The sequence below is a fragment of the Streptomyces sp. DSM 120436 genome, from assembly GCF_055778765.1.
This window is the reverse complement of the sequence record NZ_JBSKBS010000001.1, coordinates 2,337,365-2,354,940: the sequence shown is the minus strand read 5'-3', so window position 1 is coordinate 2,354,940 and position 17,576 is coordinate 2,337,365. Positions and strand designations below refer to the sequence as shown.

General features: G+C 72.8%; 16 protein-coding genes. 10 read left to right on the top strand and 6 right to left on the bottom strand.

Features of this window, described 5'->3' with window-relative positions; translation table 11 throughout:
* Window positions 1-17: 17 nt before the first annotated feature.
* On the bottom strand, window positions 18-1,106 hold the full coding sequence (gene ychF / locus ACWH4W_RS10890) for a redox-regulated ATPase YchF (protein ID WP_473075564.1): 1,089 nt from the start codon (window positions 1,104-1,106) through the stop codon (window positions 18-20).
* Window positions 1,107-1,494: 388 nt separating this feature from the next.
* Here ychF and ACWH4W_RS10885 point away from each other — a divergent pair, with 388 nt between their 5' ends.
* The gene (locus ACWH4W_RS10885) at window positions 1,495-1,908 is read left to right on the top strand and encodes a DUF6542 domain-containing protein (RefSeq protein WP_473075563.1); all 414 of its coding nucleotides are present in this window, start codon (window positions 1,495-1,497) and stop codon (window positions 1,906-1,908) included.
* Between the two features lie 224 nt (window positions 1,909-2,132).
* On the opposite strand, the gene ppgK is transcribed toward ACWH4W_RS10885, so the two are convergent.
* Both ppgK and ACWH4W_RS10875 read right to left on the bottom strand, forming a co-directional pair.
* Window positions 2,133-2,879 carry a polyphosphate--glucose phosphotransferase gene (gene ppgK, locus ACWH4W_RS10880; protein ID WP_473075562.1) on the bottom strand — a complete coding sequence of 249 codons (747 nt, stop codon included), beginning with the start codon at window positions 2,877-2,879 and terminating at the stop codon, window positions 2,133-2,135.
* Between the two features lie 88 nt (window positions 2,880-2,967).
* On the bottom strand, window positions 2,968-3,981 hold the full coding sequence (locus ACWH4W_RS10875; protein WP_473075561.1) for a 4-hydroxy-3-methylbut-2-enyl diphosphate reductase: 1,014 nt from the start codon (window positions 3,979-3,981) through the stop codon (window positions 2,968-2,970).
* Window positions 3,982-4,068: 87 nt separating this feature from the next.
* On the opposite strand from ACWH4W_RS10875, the gene xseA reads away from it, so the two are divergent.
* From xseA to ACWH4W_RS10860, 3 genes are all read left to right on the top strand, one after another.
* Window positions 4,069-5,277 (top strand): exodeoxyribonuclease VII large subunit, encoded by a 1,209-nt coding sequence (gene xseA, locus ACWH4W_RS10870; protein ID WP_473075560.1) that lies wholly within the window; start codon window positions 4,069-4,071, stop codon window positions 5,275-5,277.
* 10 nt (window positions 5,278-5,287) lie between these two features.
* Window positions 5,288-5,530, top strand: a complete 243-nt coding sequence (locus ACWH4W_RS10865; protein WP_473075559.1) for an exodeoxyribonuclease VII small subunit — start codon at window positions 5,288-5,290, stop codon at window positions 5,528-5,530.
* 102 nt (window positions 5,531-5,632) lie between these two features.
* The gene (locus ACWH4W_RS10860; protein WP_473075558.1) at window positions 5,633-6,223 is read left to right on the top strand and encodes a malonic semialdehyde reductase; all 591 of its coding nucleotides are present in this window, start codon (window positions 5,633-5,635) and stop codon (window positions 6,221-6,223) included.
* 78 nt (window positions 6,224-6,301) lie between these two features.
* Here the strand turns inward: ACWH4W_RS10860 and ACWH4W_RS10855 are convergent, their stop codons facing one another.
* Window positions 6,302-6,826, bottom strand: a complete 525-nt coding sequence (locus ACWH4W_RS10855) for a DUF4245 domain-containing protein (protein ID WP_473075557.1) — start codon at window positions 6,824-6,826, stop codon at window positions 6,302-6,304.
* A 125-nt stretch (window positions 6,827-6,951) separates the two neighbouring features.
* On the opposite strand from ACWH4W_RS10855, the gene glpX reads away from it, so the two are divergent.
* Window positions 6,952-7,986 (top strand): class II fructose-bisphosphatase, encoded by a 1,035-nt coding sequence (gene glpX / locus ACWH4W_RS10850; RefSeq protein WP_473075556.1) that lies wholly within the window; start codon window positions 6,952-6,954, stop codon window positions 7,984-7,986.
* Between the two features lie 89 nt (window positions 7,987-8,075).
* Here glpX and ACWH4W_RS10845 read toward each other — a convergent pair whose 3' ends face one another.
* Both ACWH4W_RS10845 and ACWH4W_RS10840 read right to left on the bottom strand, forming a co-directional pair.
* A complete protein-coding gene (locus tag ACWH4W_RS10845; RefSeq protein ID WP_473075555.1) occupies window positions 8,076-8,450 on the bottom strand; it encodes a WhiB family transcriptional regulator in 375 nt (124 codons plus the stop codon).
* A gap of 166 nt (window positions 8,451-8,616) precedes the next feature.
* The gene (locus ACWH4W_RS10840) at window positions 8,617-9,312 is read right to left on the bottom strand and encodes a DUF1707 SHOCT-like domain-containing protein (protein WP_473075554.1); all 696 of its coding nucleotides are present in this window, start codon (window positions 9,310-9,312) and stop codon (window positions 8,617-8,619) included.
* 145 nt (window positions 9,313-9,457) lie between these two features.
* Here ACWH4W_RS10840 and ACWH4W_RS10835 point away from each other — a divergent pair, with 145 nt between their 5' ends.
* The 5 genes from ACWH4W_RS10835 (at window position 9,458) to ACWH4W_RS10815 (ending at window position 17,461) form a co-directional block, all read left to right on the top strand.
* The gene (locus tag ACWH4W_RS10835) at window positions 9,458-11,134 is read left to right on the top strand and encodes a fumarate hydratase (RefSeq protein ID WP_473075553.1); all 1,677 of its coding nucleotides are present in this window, start codon (window positions 9,458-9,460) and stop codon (window positions 11,132-11,134) included.
* Between the two features lie 243 nt (window positions 11,135-11,377).
* The gene (locus ACWH4W_RS10830) at window positions 11,378-12,808 is read left to right on the top strand and encodes a M20/M25/M40 family metallo-hydrolase (RefSeq protein WP_473075552.1); all 1,431 of its coding nucleotides are present in this window, start codon (window positions 11,378-11,380) and stop codon (window positions 12,806-12,808) included.
* Window positions 12,809-12,920: 112 nt separating this feature from the next.
* The gene (locus ACWH4W_RS10825) at window positions 12,921-14,324 is read left to right on the top strand and encodes a class II fumarate hydratase (protein WP_473075551.1); all 1,404 of its coding nucleotides are present in this window, start codon (window positions 12,921-12,923) and stop codon (window positions 14,322-14,324) included.
* 73 nt (window positions 14,325-14,397) lie between these two features.
* A complete protein-coding gene (fomD, locus tag ACWH4W_RS10820) occupies window positions 14,398-15,090 on the top strand; it encodes a cytidylyl-2-hydroxypropylphosphonate hydrolase (RefSeq protein WP_473075550.1) in 693 nt (230 codons plus the stop codon).
* A 274-nt stretch (window positions 15,091-15,364) separates the two neighbouring features.
* Window positions 15,365-17,461, top strand: coding sequence for a SpoIIE family protein phosphatase (locus tag ACWH4W_RS10815; RefSeq protein WP_473075549.1), 2,097 nt, complete (start codon window positions 15,365-15,367; stop codon window positions 17,459-17,461).
* Window positions 17,462-17,576 lie beyond the last annotated feature (115 nt).

Here is a 17,576-nt window from a genome sequence, read left to right as displayed (position 1 = left end):
TTACAGCGACGAATCGCTCACACGTTGAAGCGGAACTCCACCACATCCCCGTCCTGCATGACGTAGTCCTTGCCCTCCATGCGGGCCTTGCCCTTCGCGCGGGCCTCGGCGACCGAGCCGGTCTCGACCAGGTCGTCGAAGGAGATGACCTCCGCCTTGATGAAGCCCTTCTGGAAGTCGGTGTGGATGACACCGGCGGCCTCGGGGGCGGTGGCGCCCTTCTTGATGGTCCAGGCGCGGGACTCCTTGGGGCCGGCCGTCAGGTAGGTCTGCAGGCCGAGGGTGCGGAAGCCGACGTGCGCGAGGGTGGCGAGGCCGGGCTCCTCCTGGCCGACGGACTGGAGCAGCTCGAGCGCCTCGTCCTCCTCCAGCTCGGCGAGGTCCGCCTCCAGCTTGGCGTTGAGGAAGATCGCCTCGGCGGGGGCGACCAGCGCGCGCTGGTCGTTCTTGAAGTCCTCGTCGGTCAGCTCGTCCTCGTCGACGTTGAAGACGTAGAGGAACGGCTTGGTGGTGAGCAGGTGCAGGTCGTGGAGGAGCTCCGCGCGCTCGCTGCCCTGGACGATGCCCTGCGAGAACAGCGTGTCGCCCTTCTCCAGGATCTCCTTGGCCTCCTCGACCGCCTTGACCTTGGGCGCGACGTCCTTCTTGATCCGCGACTCCTTCTGCAGGCGCGGGAGGACCTTCTCGATGGTCTGCAGGTCGGCGAGGATCAGCTCGGTGTTGATCGTCTCGATGTCGTCCTTCGGCGAGACCTTGCCGTCGACGTGGACGACGTTCTCGTCCTTGAAGGCGCGGATGACCTGGCAGATCGCGTCGGACTCGCGGATGTTCGCGAGGAACTTGTTGCCCAGGCCCTCGCCCTCGGACGCGCCGCGCACGATGCCGGCGATGTCGACGAAGTCGACCGTGGCCGGGAGGATCCGCTGCGAGCCGAAGATCTCCGCCAGCTTGGTCAGCCGGGGGTCGGGGACGCCCACGACGCCCACGTTGGGCTCGATCGTGGCGAACGGGTAGTTGGCCGCCAGCACGTCGTTCTTGGTCAGGGCGTTGAACAGGGTCGACTTGCCGACATTCGGCAGACCGACGATTCCGATCGTGAGCGACACGTTGCGACTTCCCGTACGTGAGGAGGGGGGCGAGGACCGGCCGAGGGGCCGGCGTGGACCGATCCACCAGTCTACGGCGTGTCCGCGGCCGACCGGCGGTTGTGCCGAACACCCGGCCGATGGCCGGATACCGGCGTGTCTGCGGGGCTGCCGGGCACATAAAACGACCTAAGTTGGTCCGGTGGAGCAACCCAGGACGCGCCCCGCCCAGCACGGACCGCGACGTGAGCCGGCGCCGAGCCCGTCGGCGACCCCCCGTACGTCACGGCTGCCCGGGCCGCCGCTGCCCCCGCGGGCGGGGCGGGCGGCGGGCAGCGGGGTCACCCGGTCCCCGCGCGCCCAGGGGTCCCCGCGACACCGGCCCGCTCCCCCGCCCACCGCGCGGCGCGTGCCCGGCCCCCGGCTCACCGGGCTGGGCGGCGGACTGTTCTGCGGGGCCGTGATGCTGGTGCTCGGGCTGCTCACGGAGGTGTTGTTCGGCGCCTCGCCGACCGTGTACGGGGTGCTGTTCCTGCCGGTGTGCGTGCTGACCGCGCTGTGGGTGCGCGACGGGGACCTGCTCATCGCGCCCGTGGTGGTGCCGATCGCCTTCGCCGTGGGGCTGGTGCCGGTCGCCGACGAGGGCGGCGGGAGCACGCCGGACCGGCTGATGGGCATGGTGACCGGTCTCGCCACCCAGGCCGGGTGGCTCTACGGCGGGACGCTGGTCGCGGGTGTGCTGGTGATCGTCCGCCGGGTGCGGCGGGTCCGCACGGCCAACCGGCGCCTCGCACAGGAGCGGGCGGACGAGGCGGCTGCCTGACGGCGCCCGCCCGGCGATCGCCTGCGGGCCCGGCGCGACGCCTGCCCCCACACGACCGCCTCCGGGCCCGACGCAACGCCCGCGCCCGCGCGCCCCTGCGGGCCCGGCGCGACGCCTGCCCCACAACCGCCCCCGGGCCCGACACGGCGCCCGCCCGGCAACAAGCCCCGGGGCCCGGGGGTCCGACGCCCGCCGCCCGCACGGACCCGGCCGGCCCTCCCGGCCTACACCCCCGTCGCCGCCCGCATCGCCGCCCCCACGATGCCCGCGTTGTTCTGCAGGTGGGCCGGGACGATCTCCGCCTTGATGCCCTCGATCCTCGGCAGGAACTTGTGCGCCTTGCGGCTGACGCCGCCGCCGATCACGAACAGTTCGGGCGAGAACAGCATCTCCACGTGGGCGAGGTACTTCCGCACCCGGTGCGCCCACTCGTCCCACGACAGGTCGTGGTCCTCCCTGGCCTTGCTGGACGCCCGCGTCTCCGCGTCGTGACCCTCCAGCTCCAGGTGCCCCAGCTCGGTGTTGGGGACGAGGACGCCGTCCGCGAACAGGGCGCTGCCGATGCCGGTGCCGAAGGTCAGCACGATCACCGTTCCCTTGCGGTGCCGGCCGGCGCCGAAGTGCATCTCGGCGATGCCGGCCGCGTCCGCGTCGTTGACCACCGTCACCGGCAGGCCCCCCAGGCGGTCGCCGAGCAGGACGCGCGCGTCGGTGTCGATCCAGCCCCTGTCGACGTTGGCCGCCGTGCGGATCGTGGTGCCGTCGGTGACGACGCCGGGGAAGGTGACGCCGACCGGACCGGTCCAGCCGAAGTGGTCGACGACCTGCTTCACCCCGTCGGCCACCGCGTCCGGCGTGGCCGGGTGCGGGGTGAGGACCTTGCAGCGCTCCTGCGCCAGGTCCCCCTTGTCGAGGTCGACCGGGGCGCCCTTGATCCCGGATCCGCCGATGTCCACGCCGAAGATCTGCATGGCACCACGGTACGACGACCGGGGGACGGCCACGGGGTCGAACGCCGTGACCGCGACCGCCCCCGGGTGAGCACGCGGGGCAATACGGCTAGCCCTCGCCGCCGGCGCCGCCGCGCTCGGCCGCCAGCGCGGCGGCCTCCTCGCGCAGGTCACGGCGGAGCTCCTTGGGCAGGGAGAAGATGATGGACTCCTCGGCCGCCTTGACGATCTCCACGTCCTCGAAGCCGCGCTGCGCCAGCCACTCCAGGACCTGCTCGACCAGCACCTCCGGCACCGAGGCGCCCGAGGTGACGCCGACCGTGGAGACGCCCTCCAGCCAGGCCTCGTCGATCTCGTCGGCGAAGTCCACCAGGTGGGCGTCGCGGGCGCCGGCCAGCTTGGCGACCTCGACCAGCCGCTTGGAGTTGGAGGAGTTGCGGGAGCCGACCACGATGACCAGGTCGGCCTCGGCGCCCATCTGCTTCACCGCGAGCTGGCGGTTCTGCGTGGCGTAGCAGATGTCGTCGCTCGGCGGGGAGATGAGCTGGGGGAACTTCTCCTTGAGGGCGTCGACGGTCTCCATGGTCTCGTCGACGCTGAGCGTGGTCTGGGAGAGCCAGACGACCTTCGACGGGTCGCGGACCTCGACCTTCTCCACGTCACCGGGGCCGTCGACCAGCTGGATGTGGTCGGGGGCCTCGCCGGAGGTGCCGATGACCTCCTCGTGGCCCTCGTGCCCGATCAGGAGGATGTCGTAGTCCTCCTTGGCGAAGCGGACCGCCTCCTTGTGGACCTTGGTGACCAGCGGGCAGGTGGCGTCGATGGTGGCGAGCCGGCCGCGCTGGGCCTCCTCGTGGACGACCGGGGCGACGCCGTGCGCGGAGAACATCACGATGTTGCCCGGGGGCACCTCCTCCGTCCGCTCGACGAAGATCGCGCCCTTCTTCTCCAGGGTCTGCACGACGTACTTGTTGTGCACGATCTCGTGCCGGACGTAGACGGGAGCCCCGTACTGCTCCAGGGCCTTCTCGACGGCGATCACGGCGCGGTCCACCCCCGCGCAGTAGCCCCGGGGGGCGGCGAGCAGGACACGGCGGCCAGTCGAAGCGGTCATGCGTCCCATCGTACGGGCCGTGTGCGCGGGGTCCGGGCGCGGTGCTCCGCCGGTGGCGGCGTACCGGTGTCGGCGGGGCGCACTACGCTCGCGGGCATGGCTGTGAACACGTCCGCGGACGCCCCCCTGCCGGTGGGAGAGGTGTCGCGGCTCATCGGCGGGTGGATCGACCGGCTCGGCGCGGTGTGGGTGGAGGGGCAGATCACCCAGTTGTCGCGGCGGCCGGGTGCGGGGGTGGTGTTCCTGACGCTGCGCGACCCCTCGTACGACGTCTCGGTGGGGGTGACCTGCTACCGGCAGGTGTTCGACGCCGTCGCGGACGTCGTGAGCGAGGGCGCGCGGGTGGTGGTCCACTGCAAGCCGGAGTGGTACGCGCCCCGGGGGCAGTTGTCGCTGCGGGCCGCCGAGATCCGGCCGGTGGGGGTCGGGGAGCTGCTGGCGCGGCTGGAGCAGCTGAAGAAGTCGCTGGCGCGCGAGGGGCTGTTCGCGCCGGAGCGCAAGAAGCCGCTGCCGTTCCTGCCGCGGCTGGTCGGGCTGGTGTGCGGGCGCGCGTCGGCGGCCGAGCGGGACGTGCTGGAGAACGCGCGGCACCGCTGGCCGGCGGTCCGCTTCGAGGTGCGGAACGTCGCGGTGCAGGGGGTGCACGCGGTGCCGCAGGTGGTCCAGGCCGTGCGGGAGCTGGACGCGCTCGACGAGGTGGACGTGATCGTCGTGGCGCGGGGCGGGGGCAGCGTGGAGGACCTGCTGCCGTTCTCGGACGAGCAGCTGGTGCGGGCGGTGGCGGCCTGCCGTACGCCGGTCGTCTCGGCGATCGGGCACGAGCCGGACAGCCCGCTGCTGGACCTGGTCGCCGATCTGCGCGCCTCCACGCCGACCGACGCCGCCAAGAAGGTGGTGCCGGACGTGGGCGAGGAGTACGAGCGGGTGCGGATGCTGCGGGACCGCGCGCGCCGCTGTGTGGGCGCCCTGCTGGAGCGGGAGGAGCGGGGGCTGGCGCACGCGCTGGCCCGGCCGTCGCTCCAGGATCCGCACCGGATGGTCGACGCGCGGGCCGAGGAGGTCACGGCGCTGCTGGACCGGGGCCGGCGGGCGCTGCGCCACCGGCTGGACCGGGCCGACTCCGAGCTGACGCACACGCACGCGCGCGTGGTGGCCCTCTCCCCGGCCGCCACGCTGAAGCGCGGGTACGCGGTGCTGCAGCGGGAGGACGGGCAGGCGGTGCGCGCTCCCGGTGAGGTGGAGGCGGGCGAGGTGCTGCGGGCGCGGGTGTCCGCGGGCGAGTTCACGGTACGGGTCGATGCGTGAGGTGGATGGGATGACCGGCAGGACGGAGCAGGCGGCGGCCGAGGCGCTCGGCTACGAGCAGGCGCGGGACGAGCTGATCGAGGTCGTACGCCGTCTGGAGGCGGGCGGTACGACGCTGGAGGAGTCGCTCGCGCTCTGGGAGCGGGGCGAGGAGCTGGCGAAGGTGTGCCGGCGCCGGCTGGACGGGGCGCGGGCCCGGCTGGACGCGGCGCTCGCGGAGGAGGAGGAGGCCGGGGCCGCCGAGGAGGACTGACTTCGGTTGAACGTTGAACTTCATAGGGGTACGCTCGTCCCGTAAACCGGACCGTGGTCCGTTAATTCCGTACGGGCCGTCACACACCCCATGAGGTCACGCATGTCTCTCCTTCTCGACCCCGCCGCCCAGGACCTGCTGTTCCGCGAGGCGCGCACCGCCAACGCGTTCACCGACGAGCCGGTGACCGACGAGCAGGTCCGGGCGGTCTACGACCTGATCAAGTACGGCCCCACGTCCATGAACCAGTCGCCGCTGCGCATCACGCTGGTCCGCTCCCCCGAGGCCCGCGAGCGCCTGGTGCGGCACATGGCCGAGGGCAACCGGGCCAAGACGGCCACCGCGCCGCTCGTCGCGATCCTCTCCGCGGACAACGAGTTCCACGAGGAGATGCCGCACCTCTTCCCGCACTTCCCGCAGGCCAAGGACGCCGTCTTCGGCGAGCGCCCGGTCCGGGAGGCCTCCGCCGCGCTGAACGCCTCCCTCCAGGCCGCGTACTTCATCATCGGCGTCCGTGCCGCCGGTCTGGCCGCCGGCCCGATGACCGGCCTCGACTTCGAGGGCGTGCGCAAGGAGTTCCTGGACGACGACCACACCCCGCTGATGGTCGTGAACATCGGCCGCCCCGGCCCCGACGCCTGGTTCCCGCGCAGCCCGCGCCTGGAGTACGAGCAGGTCGTCACCACCGTCTGAGCCCCGGGCGGGACGACGGAGAGGGGCGGGGCCCCGGATCGGTGATCCGGGGCCCCGCCCCTCGTGCGTGCGCGCCGGTCACTCCGTGCGCAGCGCCTCCGCCATCTTCGTCAGCTCCCCGAAGGACGCCGTGCCGGTCACCACGGTCGTCGAGTCCGGGGTGCCCTCCAGCACCAGGGCGTCGTAGTGCTCGCCCTCGTAGCGCGTCCAGGTCTTGCCGTCGATCCGCTGGGTCGCCCCGGTCGGCTCGGCCCGCTGCGTCTTGTCCTCGATGAACGCCGCGCGCTTGCCGGTGGACTGCTCGACCGCCGCGTACTCGCCGTCGGGGGTGCGGAAGCCCAGGTGCCAGGACTCGTCCTCGGCCGCGCGGTAGCGCACGGACGTGGGCTTCCACGCCTCGGGCAGCCCCTCGGGGGCGGCCACCGGGTAGGAGGCGGCCCGGCGGGCGGTCAGCAGGTCGATGCGGTAGTCGACGCGCTTGATCTCGGGCTCACCGCCCGTGTGCGGGAGGAACAGCCACACCACTCCCGCCGCGAGCACGATGAGCGCCAGGGACAGGACCATGTCCCTGGCCGACTTCTGGATGCTGTTCGTTCCTGCCACGCCTCCTATCGTCGCAGGTGTCCGCGGCGCTCATCCGTGGGGTCCCCTGCTCATTCTGCCTGTCTGGCGATAGAGTCATGGCCATACCCTCAACCGGCCGTCGTCGTACAGAAAGGTGCGCTCCGATGACCGAACACCACCATCTGCCGTCCGAGCTCGATGTCCCCTCCGAGGCCCCCGACCGCAACCTCGCCCTGGAGCTCGTACGGGTCACCGAGGCGGCCGCGATGGCCGCGGGCCGCTGGGTAGGGCGCGGTGACAAGAACGGCGCCGACGGAGCCGCGGTCCGCGCCATGCGCACCCTGGTCTCCACCGTCTCGATGAACGGCGTCGTCGTCATCGGCGAGGGCGAGAAGGACGAGGCCCCGATGCTCTTCAACGGGGAGCGCGTGGGCGACGGCACCGGCCCGGAGTGCGACATCGCGGTCGACCCGATCGACGGCACGACGCTGACGGCCAAGGGCATGACCAACGCCATCGCGGTGCTGGCGGCGGCCGAGCGCGGCTCGATGTTCGACCCGTCGGCCGTGTTCTACATGGACAAGCTGGTCACCGGTCCGGAGGCGGCCGACTTCGTCGACATCAACGCCCCGGTGAGCGTGAACATCCGCCGGGTCGCCAAGGCGAAGCGGGCCACCCCCGAGGACGTCACCGTGGTGATCCTGGACCGGCCGCGGCACGAGGGCATCATCAAGGAGATCCGGGAGACCGGGGCGCGCATCAAGCTGATCTCCGACGGGGACGTGGCCGGCTCGATCCTGGCGCTGCGCGAGGGCACCGGCATCGACCTGCTGCTGGGCGTCGGCGGCACCCCCGAGGGCATCATCTCGGCCTGCGCGGTGAAGTGCCTGGGCGGCACCATCCAGGGCAAGCTGTGGCCGAAGGACGACGAGGAGCGGCAGCGGGCGATGGACGCGGGGCACGACCTGGACCGGGTGCTGACCACGGAGGACCTGGTCACCGGCGACAACGTGTTCTTCGTGGCGACCGGCATCACCGACGGCGAGCTGCTGCGGGGCGTGCGCTACCGCTCGGAGACGGCGACGACCGACTCGATCGTGATGCGGTCCAAGTCGGGGACGGTGCGGCGCATCGACTCCGAGCACCGGCTCAGCAAGCTGCGGGCCTACAGCGCGATCGACTTCGACCGGGCCAAGTGACCCCGGAGCCACCGGAAGAACGACGGAGCCACCGGAAGGAGAGGCGTCCTCTGTGCGGGGAGGGCGCCTCCTTCCGTCGGGTGCGGGGATCAGCCCGCGGCGGCTATGCGGTTCTGCCGGGCGGTCTTCTTCAGCTCCATGTCGCGGCGCCTGCGGCGGGCCAGGACGACGCGGCGCTCCGCCGCGGTCAGGCCGCCCCAGACGCCGTAGGGCTCGGGCTGGAGCAGGGCGTGCTCGCGGCACTCCACCATGACCGGACAGCGGGCGCAGACCCGCTTGGCCGCCTCCTCCCGGGACAGCCGCGCGGCGGTCGGTTCCTTCGACGGCGCGAAGAACAGGCCCGCCTCGTCGCGCCGGCACACCGCCTCGGTGTGCCAGGGGGCGTCCTGGTCCCTGTCCCGCGCTGCCACTCGCTGGGCCGGAACGGCGGCTACCTGCAGGGACGAATGCGGCGGTTGCAGCACGGTCTACTCCTGACGACGGCTTCGCGAGCTGGCGAGTGCCGTGGATGCACGTGGGACGGCCCGGCGTGAATCCCTGGCGCCCTCCAAGGAGACGATGCGTCAAGGCTTACCCGATGTGCGCGCGCCTATGCACAGAGTCCCCGACCGGCCTCGGCCCGCGCCGTGTTCAGTGCCCCAGGTGCTTGCGCATGCCGCGGTCGACCGTGCGCTGCACGCGGTCGAGGATGTCCTTCACGAGCTTGCCGCGCTTCGGGCGGGCCTCGACGCTGCCCAGGACCGCCCAGCCGTCGACGTAGACCACCGGGGCGCTGTCGTCGGACGAGTCCTGCGGGACCACCTCGAAGGCGCCGAGCACGCCGCCGCCGGTGCCGCGCAGCGACACGTTCTCCGGGACGCGGATCTCGACGCTGCCGAAGACGGAGAACGCCTTGATCATCACCTGCTGGTGGTCGAACAGCGCCTCGCTGAGGTCTATCTCCACACTGCCGAAGACCGCGTACGCGTGGATGCGGCGGCCGGTGCGCCAGCGGCCCTTGCGGGCGGCGGCGCTGAACACCGCGACCACGTTCTCGTCGGGGTCCACCGGGAAGACGCCCGCGGCGGGGCGGCCGGGCGCGGCAGCGGGGGCCGCGTGCCGCCGGTGGGCGGCGGGCAGGTCCTGGATGAACCCCTCCAGCTCGCCCAGCGTCTTGGCGGACAGCACGCCCTCGACGCGCTCGGCGTGCTCGTCGGCGGTCAGCCGGCCCTCGGCGTGCGCCTCGTGCAGGAGTTCGGCGATACGGTCACGGTCGGCGTCGGAGGCGCGCAGCCCGGCGCTCCGCGGCGCCGGGTCCGGCTGCTGGGCGTGCTTCTGAAGGTCCACGGCAGCAGCGTACCCAAACGCGATAGATCGCGACTACCCCGCGGAGCGGGCGACTGAGGACGACCTCACAGGACCGCCGTCCGGGGCAGGTCCTAGGCTGGGAAGGCCCGCCGACGGAGGCGGGCGGTCTTCCGTCGAGTGAGGAATGGGCGAGATGCCTGAGTTCGAGTACGCCGATCTGCTCCCCATGGGAGAGGACACCACCCCCTACCGGCTGGTGACCTCCGAAGGTGTGTCCACCTTCGAGGCCGACGGCCGGACGTTCCTCAAGGTCGAGCCGGAGGCGCTGCGCAGGCTCGCCGAGGAGGCCATCCGCGACATCCAGCACTACCTGCGCCCCGCGCACCTCGCCCAGCTGCGCCGCATCATCGACGACCCCGAGGCCTCCGGCAACGACAAGTTCGTCGCCCTGGACCTGCTGAAGAACGCGAACATCGCGGCGGCGGGCGTGCTGCCGATGTGCCAGGACACCGGCACGGCGATCGTCATGGGCAAGCGCGGACAGGACGTGCTGACCGAGGGCCGCGACGAGGAGGCCCTGTCCCGGGGCGTCTACGACGCCTACCAGAAGCTCAACCTGCGCTACTCGCAGATGGCTCCGCTCACCATGTGGGAGGAGAAGAACACCGGCTCCAACCTCCCCGCGCAGATCGAGCTGTACGCGACGGACGGCGACGCGTACAAGTTCCTCTTCATGGCCAAGGGCGGCGGCTCCGCCAACAAGAGCTTCCTGTACCAGGAGACGAAGGCCGTCCTGAACGAGGCCTCCATGATGAAGTTCCTGGAGGAGAAGATCCGTTCGCTGGGCACGGCCGCCTGTCCGCCGTACCACCTGGCGATCGTCGTCGGCGGCACCTCGGCCGAGTACGCGCTGAAGACGGCGAAGTACGCCTCCGCGCACTACCTGGACGAGATCCCGAGCGAGGGCTCGCCGCTCGGGCACGGCTTCCGGGACAAGGAGCTCGAGGAGAAGGTCTTCGAGCTGACCCAGAGGATCGGCATCGGCGCCCAGTTCGGCGGCAAGTACTTCTGCCACGACGTGCGCGTGGTGCGCCTGCCGCGGCACGGCGCGTCGTGCCCCGTCGCCATCGCGGTCTCCTGCTCGGCCGACCGCCAGGCGGTCGCGAAGATCACGGCCGAGGGCGTGTTCCTGGAGCAGCTGGAGACCGACCCGGCGCGCTTCCTGCCGGAGACCACGGACGAGCAGCTCGACGACTCCGGCGACGTCGTGCGGATCGACCTCAACCAGCCGATGAAGGCGATCCTCGCGGAGCTGACCAAGTACCCGGTGAAGACCCGGCTCTCGCTGTCCGGCCCGCTGGTCGTGGCGCGCGACATCGCGCACGCGAAGATCAAGGAGCGGCTGGACGCGGGCCAGGAGATGCCGCAGTACCTCAAGGACCACCCGGTGTACTACGCCGGCCCCGCGAAGACGCCGGAGGGCTACGCGTCCGGGTCCTTCGGGCCCACCACGGCCGGGCGGATGGACTCCTACGTGGAGCAGTTCCAGGCGGCCGGCGGGTCGCTGGTGATGCTGGCGAAGGGCAACCGCAGCAAGCAGGTCACCGACGCGTGCGCCGCGCACGGCGGCTTCTACCTCGGCTCCATCGGCGGCCCGGCGGCGCGGCTCGCACAGGACTGCATCAAGAAGGTGGAGGTCGTCGAGTACGAGGAGCTGGGGATGGAGGCGGTCTGGAGGATCGAGGTCGAGGACTTCCCCGCGTTCATCGTCGTGGACGACAAGGGGAACGACTTCTTCCAAGACCCGGCGCCCCAGCCGACGTTCACGTCGATCCCGGTGCGGGGGCCCGGACTCGCCTGAGACTTCAGCGGCCTTTACGGGCCCGGACGTGGGCGGGGCGGCGGGGGTGGACTCCCCCGCCGCCCCGCCCACGTCCGCATAGCGGAACCCCTGTGCTGCTTTCGGACAAAAGCGGTTCCGCCCCGTCCGACGCCGTTGACGGCCTCAACCACTTGCTGTGACTCTTCCTGGCAGCCAGGCATGCACATGCCATGCCCGGTCCCCCGCGTGGCGACCCCACAGCCACCGTCCGGAGGAGTCCAGGTGAAACGAAGATTCGCCCTGGCGGGCACCCTGCTCGCCCTCGTGCTCGGCTTCGGCACACTCCCCGCCGCGGCCACCCCGTCCGGCACGTCCCCCGCCTCCACCACCACCGCCCTCGCCGCCCCCGACATCAGCGTCACCGCGGTACGGGCCCACCTCGAGGAACTCAGCGCCGTCGCCGCCCGCAACGGCGGCAACCGCCGGTCCACCACCCAGGGTTACCGCGACTCCGTCGCCTACGTGAAGGGCAGGCTGCAGGCCGCCGGCTACACCGTCACCGAGCAGCCCTGCACCTCCGGCTGCACCAGCGGCGCCGGACCCAACCTGATCGCCGAGTGGCCCCGGGGCGACGCCGACAACGTGTACATGTTCGGCGCCCACCTCGACGGCGTCTCCGCCGGACCCGGCATGAACGACAACGCCTCCGGCTCCGCCGCCCTGCTGGAGAACGCCCTGACGCTCGCCCGGGAGAACCCGGACCTGCGCAACCGGGTCCGCTTCGCCTGGTGGACCGACGAGGAGCAGGGCCTCAACGGCAGCTACTTCTACGTCCGTTCGCTGTCGTCGGCGGAACGCTCCCGGATCAGGGCGTACTACAACTTCGACATGATCGCCTCGGTCAACGGCGGCTACTTCATCAACCACATCACCTCCGCGGCCGCCGCTCCGATGAAGGCGTACTGGGATTCCCTCGGCCTCCGGCCCGAGGAGAACACCGAGGGCGCGGGCCGCAGCGACGACTACTCCTTCGAGCGGTACTCCATCCCCACGTCCGGCTACGCGATGGGCGCGGGCGCCCGGAAGACCGCCGCGCAGGCCGCCAAGTGGGGCGGCACCTCCGGCGCGTCGTACGACCCCTGCTACCACCGGGCGTGCGACACCCTCTCCAACATCAACACCACCGGCCTCGACCGCGCGGCCGACGGCATCGCGTACACCCTGTGGCAGCAGGCCGTCGGCGCCGGCGGCGGCGGCGCCTGCGACACCGCCGGCGTGATCGGCAACGGCGGATTCGAGAGCGGTACCGCGCCGTGGACCGGGACCACCGCGGCCATCGCCGCCCACACGGGCCGGCCCGCGCACGGCGGCACCCGCTTCGCCTGGCTCGGCGGCAACGGCTCCACCGGTACCGAGTCGATCAGCCAGACGGTGACCGTGCCGGCCGGCTGCACGCGCGCGTCGCTGGACTTCTGGCTGCGCGTCGAGACCGCCGAGTCCGGCACCCGGGCGTACGACACGTTCACCGTCCGGGTGAACGGCACCACGCTCGGCACCTGGTCCAACGTGCACGCGGGCGGCGGCTGGACGCAGCGCTCGGCCGACCTGTCCGGGTACGCCGGGCAGACGGTGACCGTGACGTTCACCGCCACCGAGGACTACAGCCTGCAGACCGGCTTCCTGCTGGACGACGTGAGTCTGCGGAACGCCTGACGCCCCCCACGGGTGGTTCCGCCCCGCCGCGCGCCGTCGCGGCGGGGCGGACGGCCTTTTCGGGGAATACGCTCGTCCGACACCGCTGCCGTGCTCCACGGAGGTACACACGATGACGACCACGGACGACACCCGGAACCACCGCGTCGAGCACGACTCCATGGGGGAGGTGCGCGTCCCCGCCGACGCCAAGTGGCGGGCGCAGACCCAGCGGGCGGTGGAGAACTTCCCGGTCTCCGGGCAGCGCCTGGAGCGCGCCCACATCGAGGCGCTGGCCCGGATCAAGGGCGCCGCCGCCAAGGTGAACGCCCGGCTCGGGGTGCTGGACGAGGACATCGCCGAGGCGATCCAGGAGGCGGCCGCGGAGGTCGCCGAGGGCCGGTGGGACGAGCACTTCCCGGTGGACGTGTTCCAGACCGGGTCCGGGACCTCGTCCAACATGAACGCCAACGAGGTCGTCGCCACCCTCGCCACCGAGCGGCTGGGCCGGGACGTGCACCCCAACGACCACGTCAACGCCTCGCAGTCGTCCAACGACGTCTTCCCCTCGTCGCTGCACATCGCCGCCACCGCCGCGGTCACCCGGGACCTGATCCCGGCCCTGGAGCACCTCGCCGCCGCCCTGGAGCGCAAGGCGGAGGAGTTCGCCGACGTGGTGAAGTCCGGACGCACCCACCTGATGGACGCCACGCCCGTCACCCTGGGCCAGGAGTTCGGCGGGTACGCCGCCCAGGTGCGGTACGGCGTGGAGCGGCTGCACGCCTCCCTGCCCCGGCTGGCCGAGCTGCCGCTGGGCGGCACCGCCGTCGGCACCGGCATCAACACCCCGCCCGGGTTCTCCGCCGCCGTGATCGAGGAGGTGGCGCGGGCGACCGGGCTGCCGCTGACCGAGGCGCGGGACCACTTCGAGGCGCAGGGCGCCCGGGACGGCGTGGTGGAGACCAGCGGGCAGTTGCGGACCATCGCCGTGGGCCTGACGAAGATCGCCAACGATCTGCGGTGGATGGCGTCGGGGCCGCGCACCGGCCTCGCCGAGATCGTCCTGCCCGACCTCCAGCCCGGTTCCTCGATCATGCCCGGCAAGGTCAACCCGGTGATCCCGGAGGCCGTGCTGATGGTGTGCGCCCAGGTCATGGGCAACGACGCGACCGTCGCCGCGGCCGGCGCGTCCGGCAACTTCGAGCTCAACGTGATGCTGCCGGTGATCGCCAAGAACGTGCTGGAGTCGGTGCGGCTGCTCGCCAACGTCTCCCGCCTGCTCGCCGACCGCACGGTCGACGGGATCGTCGCCGACCGGGAGCGGGCCCGTGAGTACGCCGAGTCCTCGCCGTCCGTGGTCACCCCGCTGAACAAGTACATCGGCTACGAGGAGGCCGCGAAGGTCGCCAAGAAGTCCCTCGCGGAGCGCAAGACCATCCGTCAGGTGGTGCTGGAGAGCGGCTACGTCGAGCGCGGCGACCTGACCGTGGAGCAGCTCGACGAGGCGCTGGACGTCCTGCGGATGACACGCCCGTAGGGCCCGGCGCGCCGGGGGGTGGACCGTGACCGGGGCCGCAGCGTCGCGTGGCCGGGCCACCTAATATCTGCCCATGACAGAGGGTGGAACCACGACGCACGGCCGCGCGGGCGGGGCGGCCCGCCACTGGGAGCCCGGGGCGCAGATCCTGTGGCGGTACCGGGAGAACGGCGGCGCGCGCATCCACATCGCGCGCCCCGTCACGGTCGTGCGCGACGACCCGGAGCTGCTGGCCGTGTGGATGGCGCCCGGCACCGAGTGCGTGAGGCCCGTCCTCGCCGACGGCACCCCGGTCCACCGGGAACCCCTCGCCACCCGCTACACCAAGCCGCGCACGGTGCAGCGGGACCGCTGGTTCGGCACCGGCGTGCTGAAGCTGGCCCGGCCCGGCGAGCCGTGGTCGGTGTGGCTGTTCTGGGAGCCGGGCTGGCGGTTCAAGAACTGGTACGTGAACCTGGAGGAGCCGCTCGCCCGCTGGGCGGGCGGGGTGGACTCCGAGGACCACTTCCTGGACATCTCCGTGCGGCCGGACCGCGGCTGGCACTGGCGGGACGAGGACGAGTTCGCGCAGGCCCAGCGGGACGGCCTGATGGACTCCGCGCTGGCCCGGCGGGTGCGCGCGGCCGGGCGCGCCGCGGTCGCGGTGATCGACGCCTGGGGGCCGCCGTTCTCGGACGGCTGGGAGAACTGGCGTCCGGATCCGGCGTGGGCGGTACCGTCACTGCCACAGGACTGGGACCGCACACCGGCGCACGCGTCCCCGTGAGACCCTTGCTGCGCCCCCGGGCGGGAAACGTAGGATCGTCGTCCGCAAGGGCGCGGAGCAGCAACCACAGGAGCGCGCGCGAGGCTTGACCGGACGTCACCGAGGGGCGGCAGGACGTGAGCGAGGGGTACGGAAACACCGGTACGGGCCGAGGACGGCCGGCCGGCGTCGCAGGAACAACCTCTGACCACACGCGGGATCCGTTCCGGGGGCGCCTGTTCCGGGTATCGGAGTTCCGGCGGAGCGAACCGCGCGCACGGCGTGCGCCGGACGGATGGACTCGACACGCGTGACGGAGCAGCCGACCTCCTTCGAGCGCCCCCAGCCGGGCGTGGACCCCGCGGATCCCCGTGGGGCGTTCCCGCGTTCCCCGGCCCCGGAGCGGGCGGCCGGCACCGGGGCCGCCTTACCGGCACAGGGCCGCTCCGGCGGTGAGCCCCCCGCGCCCGGCGGTTCCGGCTCCGATGCGGCGGACGGTCCCGTCTCCGAGCACTCCCAGCCGGGCGCCGGTCCGGACGCGGAGCCGGACGCCCACCGTCCGCGGCCCGCGCCGGACGGCATCCCGGTGCAGCCCGCCGACGGGCAGGACCGGGTGGCCCGGCCCCCGGGCGGCACCGAGCGCCGCACGGGCCAGGTGGCACGGCCGGGCCGTCCCACGCCGATGCGGCGGGACGGGGACCGGTTGCGCTTCGTCGGGGCGGCCACCCGGCGGATCGCCCGCGGCATCGACCTGGACGAGATCGTGATGGGGCTGTGCCGGGCGACCGTGCCCACCTTCTCCGACGCGATCCTGGTGTACCTGCGGGACCCGCTGCCGGTCGGCGACGAGCGGCCGACGGGCCCGCTGGTGCTGCGGCTGCGCCGCACCGACCGGATCCCGCCGGAGCGGGACACCGAGGGCGGCGGGTTCATGCCGATCGCGCCACCGGAGCCGTCCGGGCTGGACGCGGTCGGCGAGGAGCTGTGCACGGTGCGGCCCGGCAGCGCGCTCGCCGAGGTGCTGCGCGGGGTCCGCCCGGTGTTCACGGACGCCCCCGCCGCGCGGGCGGCGCTGCCCGAGCTCCTCGGCGAGGAGGGCGCGGCGGCGGTCCCGGACGGCCAGCGGGCCGTCCTCGCGCCGCTGCGCGGCCGCCGCCGGGTGATCGGCGCGGCGCTGTTCCTGCGCCGCCCCGAGCGCATCCCGTTCGAGGCCGACGACCTGCTGGTGGCGGCGCAGCTCGCCACGCACAGCGCGCTCGGCATCGACAAGGCCGTGCTGTACGGGCGCGAGGCGTACATCGCGGACGAGCTGCAGCGCACGATGCTGCCGGAGACCCTGCCGCGCTGCACCGGCGTACGGCTGGCGTCGCGGTATCTGCCGGCCGCGGAGACCGCCCGGGTGGGCGGTGACTGGTACGACGCGATCCCGCTGCCCGGCAGCCGGGTGGCGCTGGTGGTCGGCGACGTGATGGGCCACTCCATGACGTCGGCGGCGATCATGGGCCAGCTGCGCACCACCGCCCAGACGCTCGCCGGGCTCGACCTGCCGCCGCAGGAGGTGCTGCACCACCTCGACGAGCAGGCCCAGCGGCTCGGCGTGGACCGCATGGCGACCTGCCTGTACGCGGTGTACGACCCGGTCGCGCACCGCATCACCATCGCCAACGCCGGCCATCCGCCGCCCGTGCTGCTGCACCTGGGCGGGCGCGCGGAGGTGCTGCGGGTGCCCGCGGGCGCCCCGATCGGCGTGGGCGGGGTGGACTTCGAGGCCGTGGAGCTGGAGGCGCCCGCCGGGGCGACCCTGCTGCTCTACACCGACGGCCTGGTGGAGTCCCGGCTGCGGGACGTGTGGACCGGTATCGAGCAACTGCGCGAGAAGCTCGCCGCGACCGCGCAGCTCACCGGTCCGGACCATCCGCCGCCGCTGGAGGCGCTGTGCGACGAGGTGCTCGACATGCTCGGTCCGGGCGACCGGGACGACGACATCGCGCTGCTCGCCGCCCGCTTCGACGGGATCGCGCCGAGCGACGTGGCGTACTGGTTCCTGGAGCCGGAGGACGCGGCGCCCGGCCGGGCCCGCCGACTGGCCCGGCGGCAGTTGGCCCGCTGGGGCATGGAGGAGCTGAGCGACTCGGTGGAGCTGCTGGTCAGCGAGGTCGTGACCAACGCCGTGCGGTACGCCACCCGGCCGGTGACGCTGCGGCTGCTGCGCACCGACGTGCTGCGCTGCGAGGTCGGCGACGACGTGCCGCAGCTGCCGCGGCTGCGGCAGGCGCGCGCCACGGACGAGGGCGGGCGCGGGCTGTACCTGGTGAACCGGCTGGCCCGGCGCTGGGGCGCGACCCGGCTGAGCACCGGCAAGGTGGTGTGGTTCGAGCTGAACCACGGCTGAGCGCACGCGGGGCGCCGGCGCCGTTCCCCGTGAGTGCGGCCCGCCCCGCCGCGGGGGTCCCGGCCGGTGCCGGGCGCGGCGGGGCGTGGGCTGCTCGCGCAGTTCCCCGCGCCCC

Bases quoted from the DNA above. Each gene is read 5' to 3' on its own strand.
- ppgK (WP_473075562.1), bottom strand. From the start codon at position 2,879: ATGCAGATCTTCGGCGTGGACATCGGCGGATCCGGGATCAAGGGCGCC.
- ACWH4W_RS10875 (WP_473075561.1), bottom strand. From the start codon at position 3,981: ATGGGACGCATGACCGCTTCGACTGGCCGCCGTGTCCTGCTCGCCGCC.
- xseA (WP_473075560.1), top strand. From the start codon at position 4,069: ATGGCTGTGAACACGTCCGCGGACGCCCCCCTGCCGGTGGGAGAGGTG.
- ACWH4W_RS10865 (WP_473075559.1), top strand. From the start codon at position 5,288: ATGACCGGCAGGACGGAGCAGGCGGCGGCCGAGGCGCTCGGCTACGAG.
- ACWH4W_RS10860 (WP_473075558.1), top strand. From the start codon at position 5,633: ATGTCTCTCCTTCTCGACCCCGCCGCCCAGGACCTGCTGTTCCGCGAG.
- glpX (WP_473075556.1), top strand. From the start codon at position 6,952: ATGACCGAACACCACCATCTGCCGTCCGAGCTCGATGTCCCCTCCGAG.
- ACWH4W_RS10835 (WP_473075553.1), top strand. From the start codon at position 9,458: ATGGGCGAGATGCCTGAGTTCGAGTACGCCGATCTGCTCCCCATGGGA.
- ACWH4W_RS10825 (WP_473075551.1), top strand. From the start codon at position 12,921: ATGACGACCACGGACGACACCCGGAACCACCGCGTCGAGCACGACTCC.
- fomD (WP_473075550.1), top strand. From the start codon at position 14,398: ATGACAGAGGGTGGAACCACGACGCACGGCCGCGCGGGCGGGGCGGCC.
- ACWH4W_RS10815 (WP_473075549.1), top strand. From the start codon at position 15,365: ATGGACTCGACACGCGTGACGGAGCAGCCGACCTCCTTCGAGCGCCCC.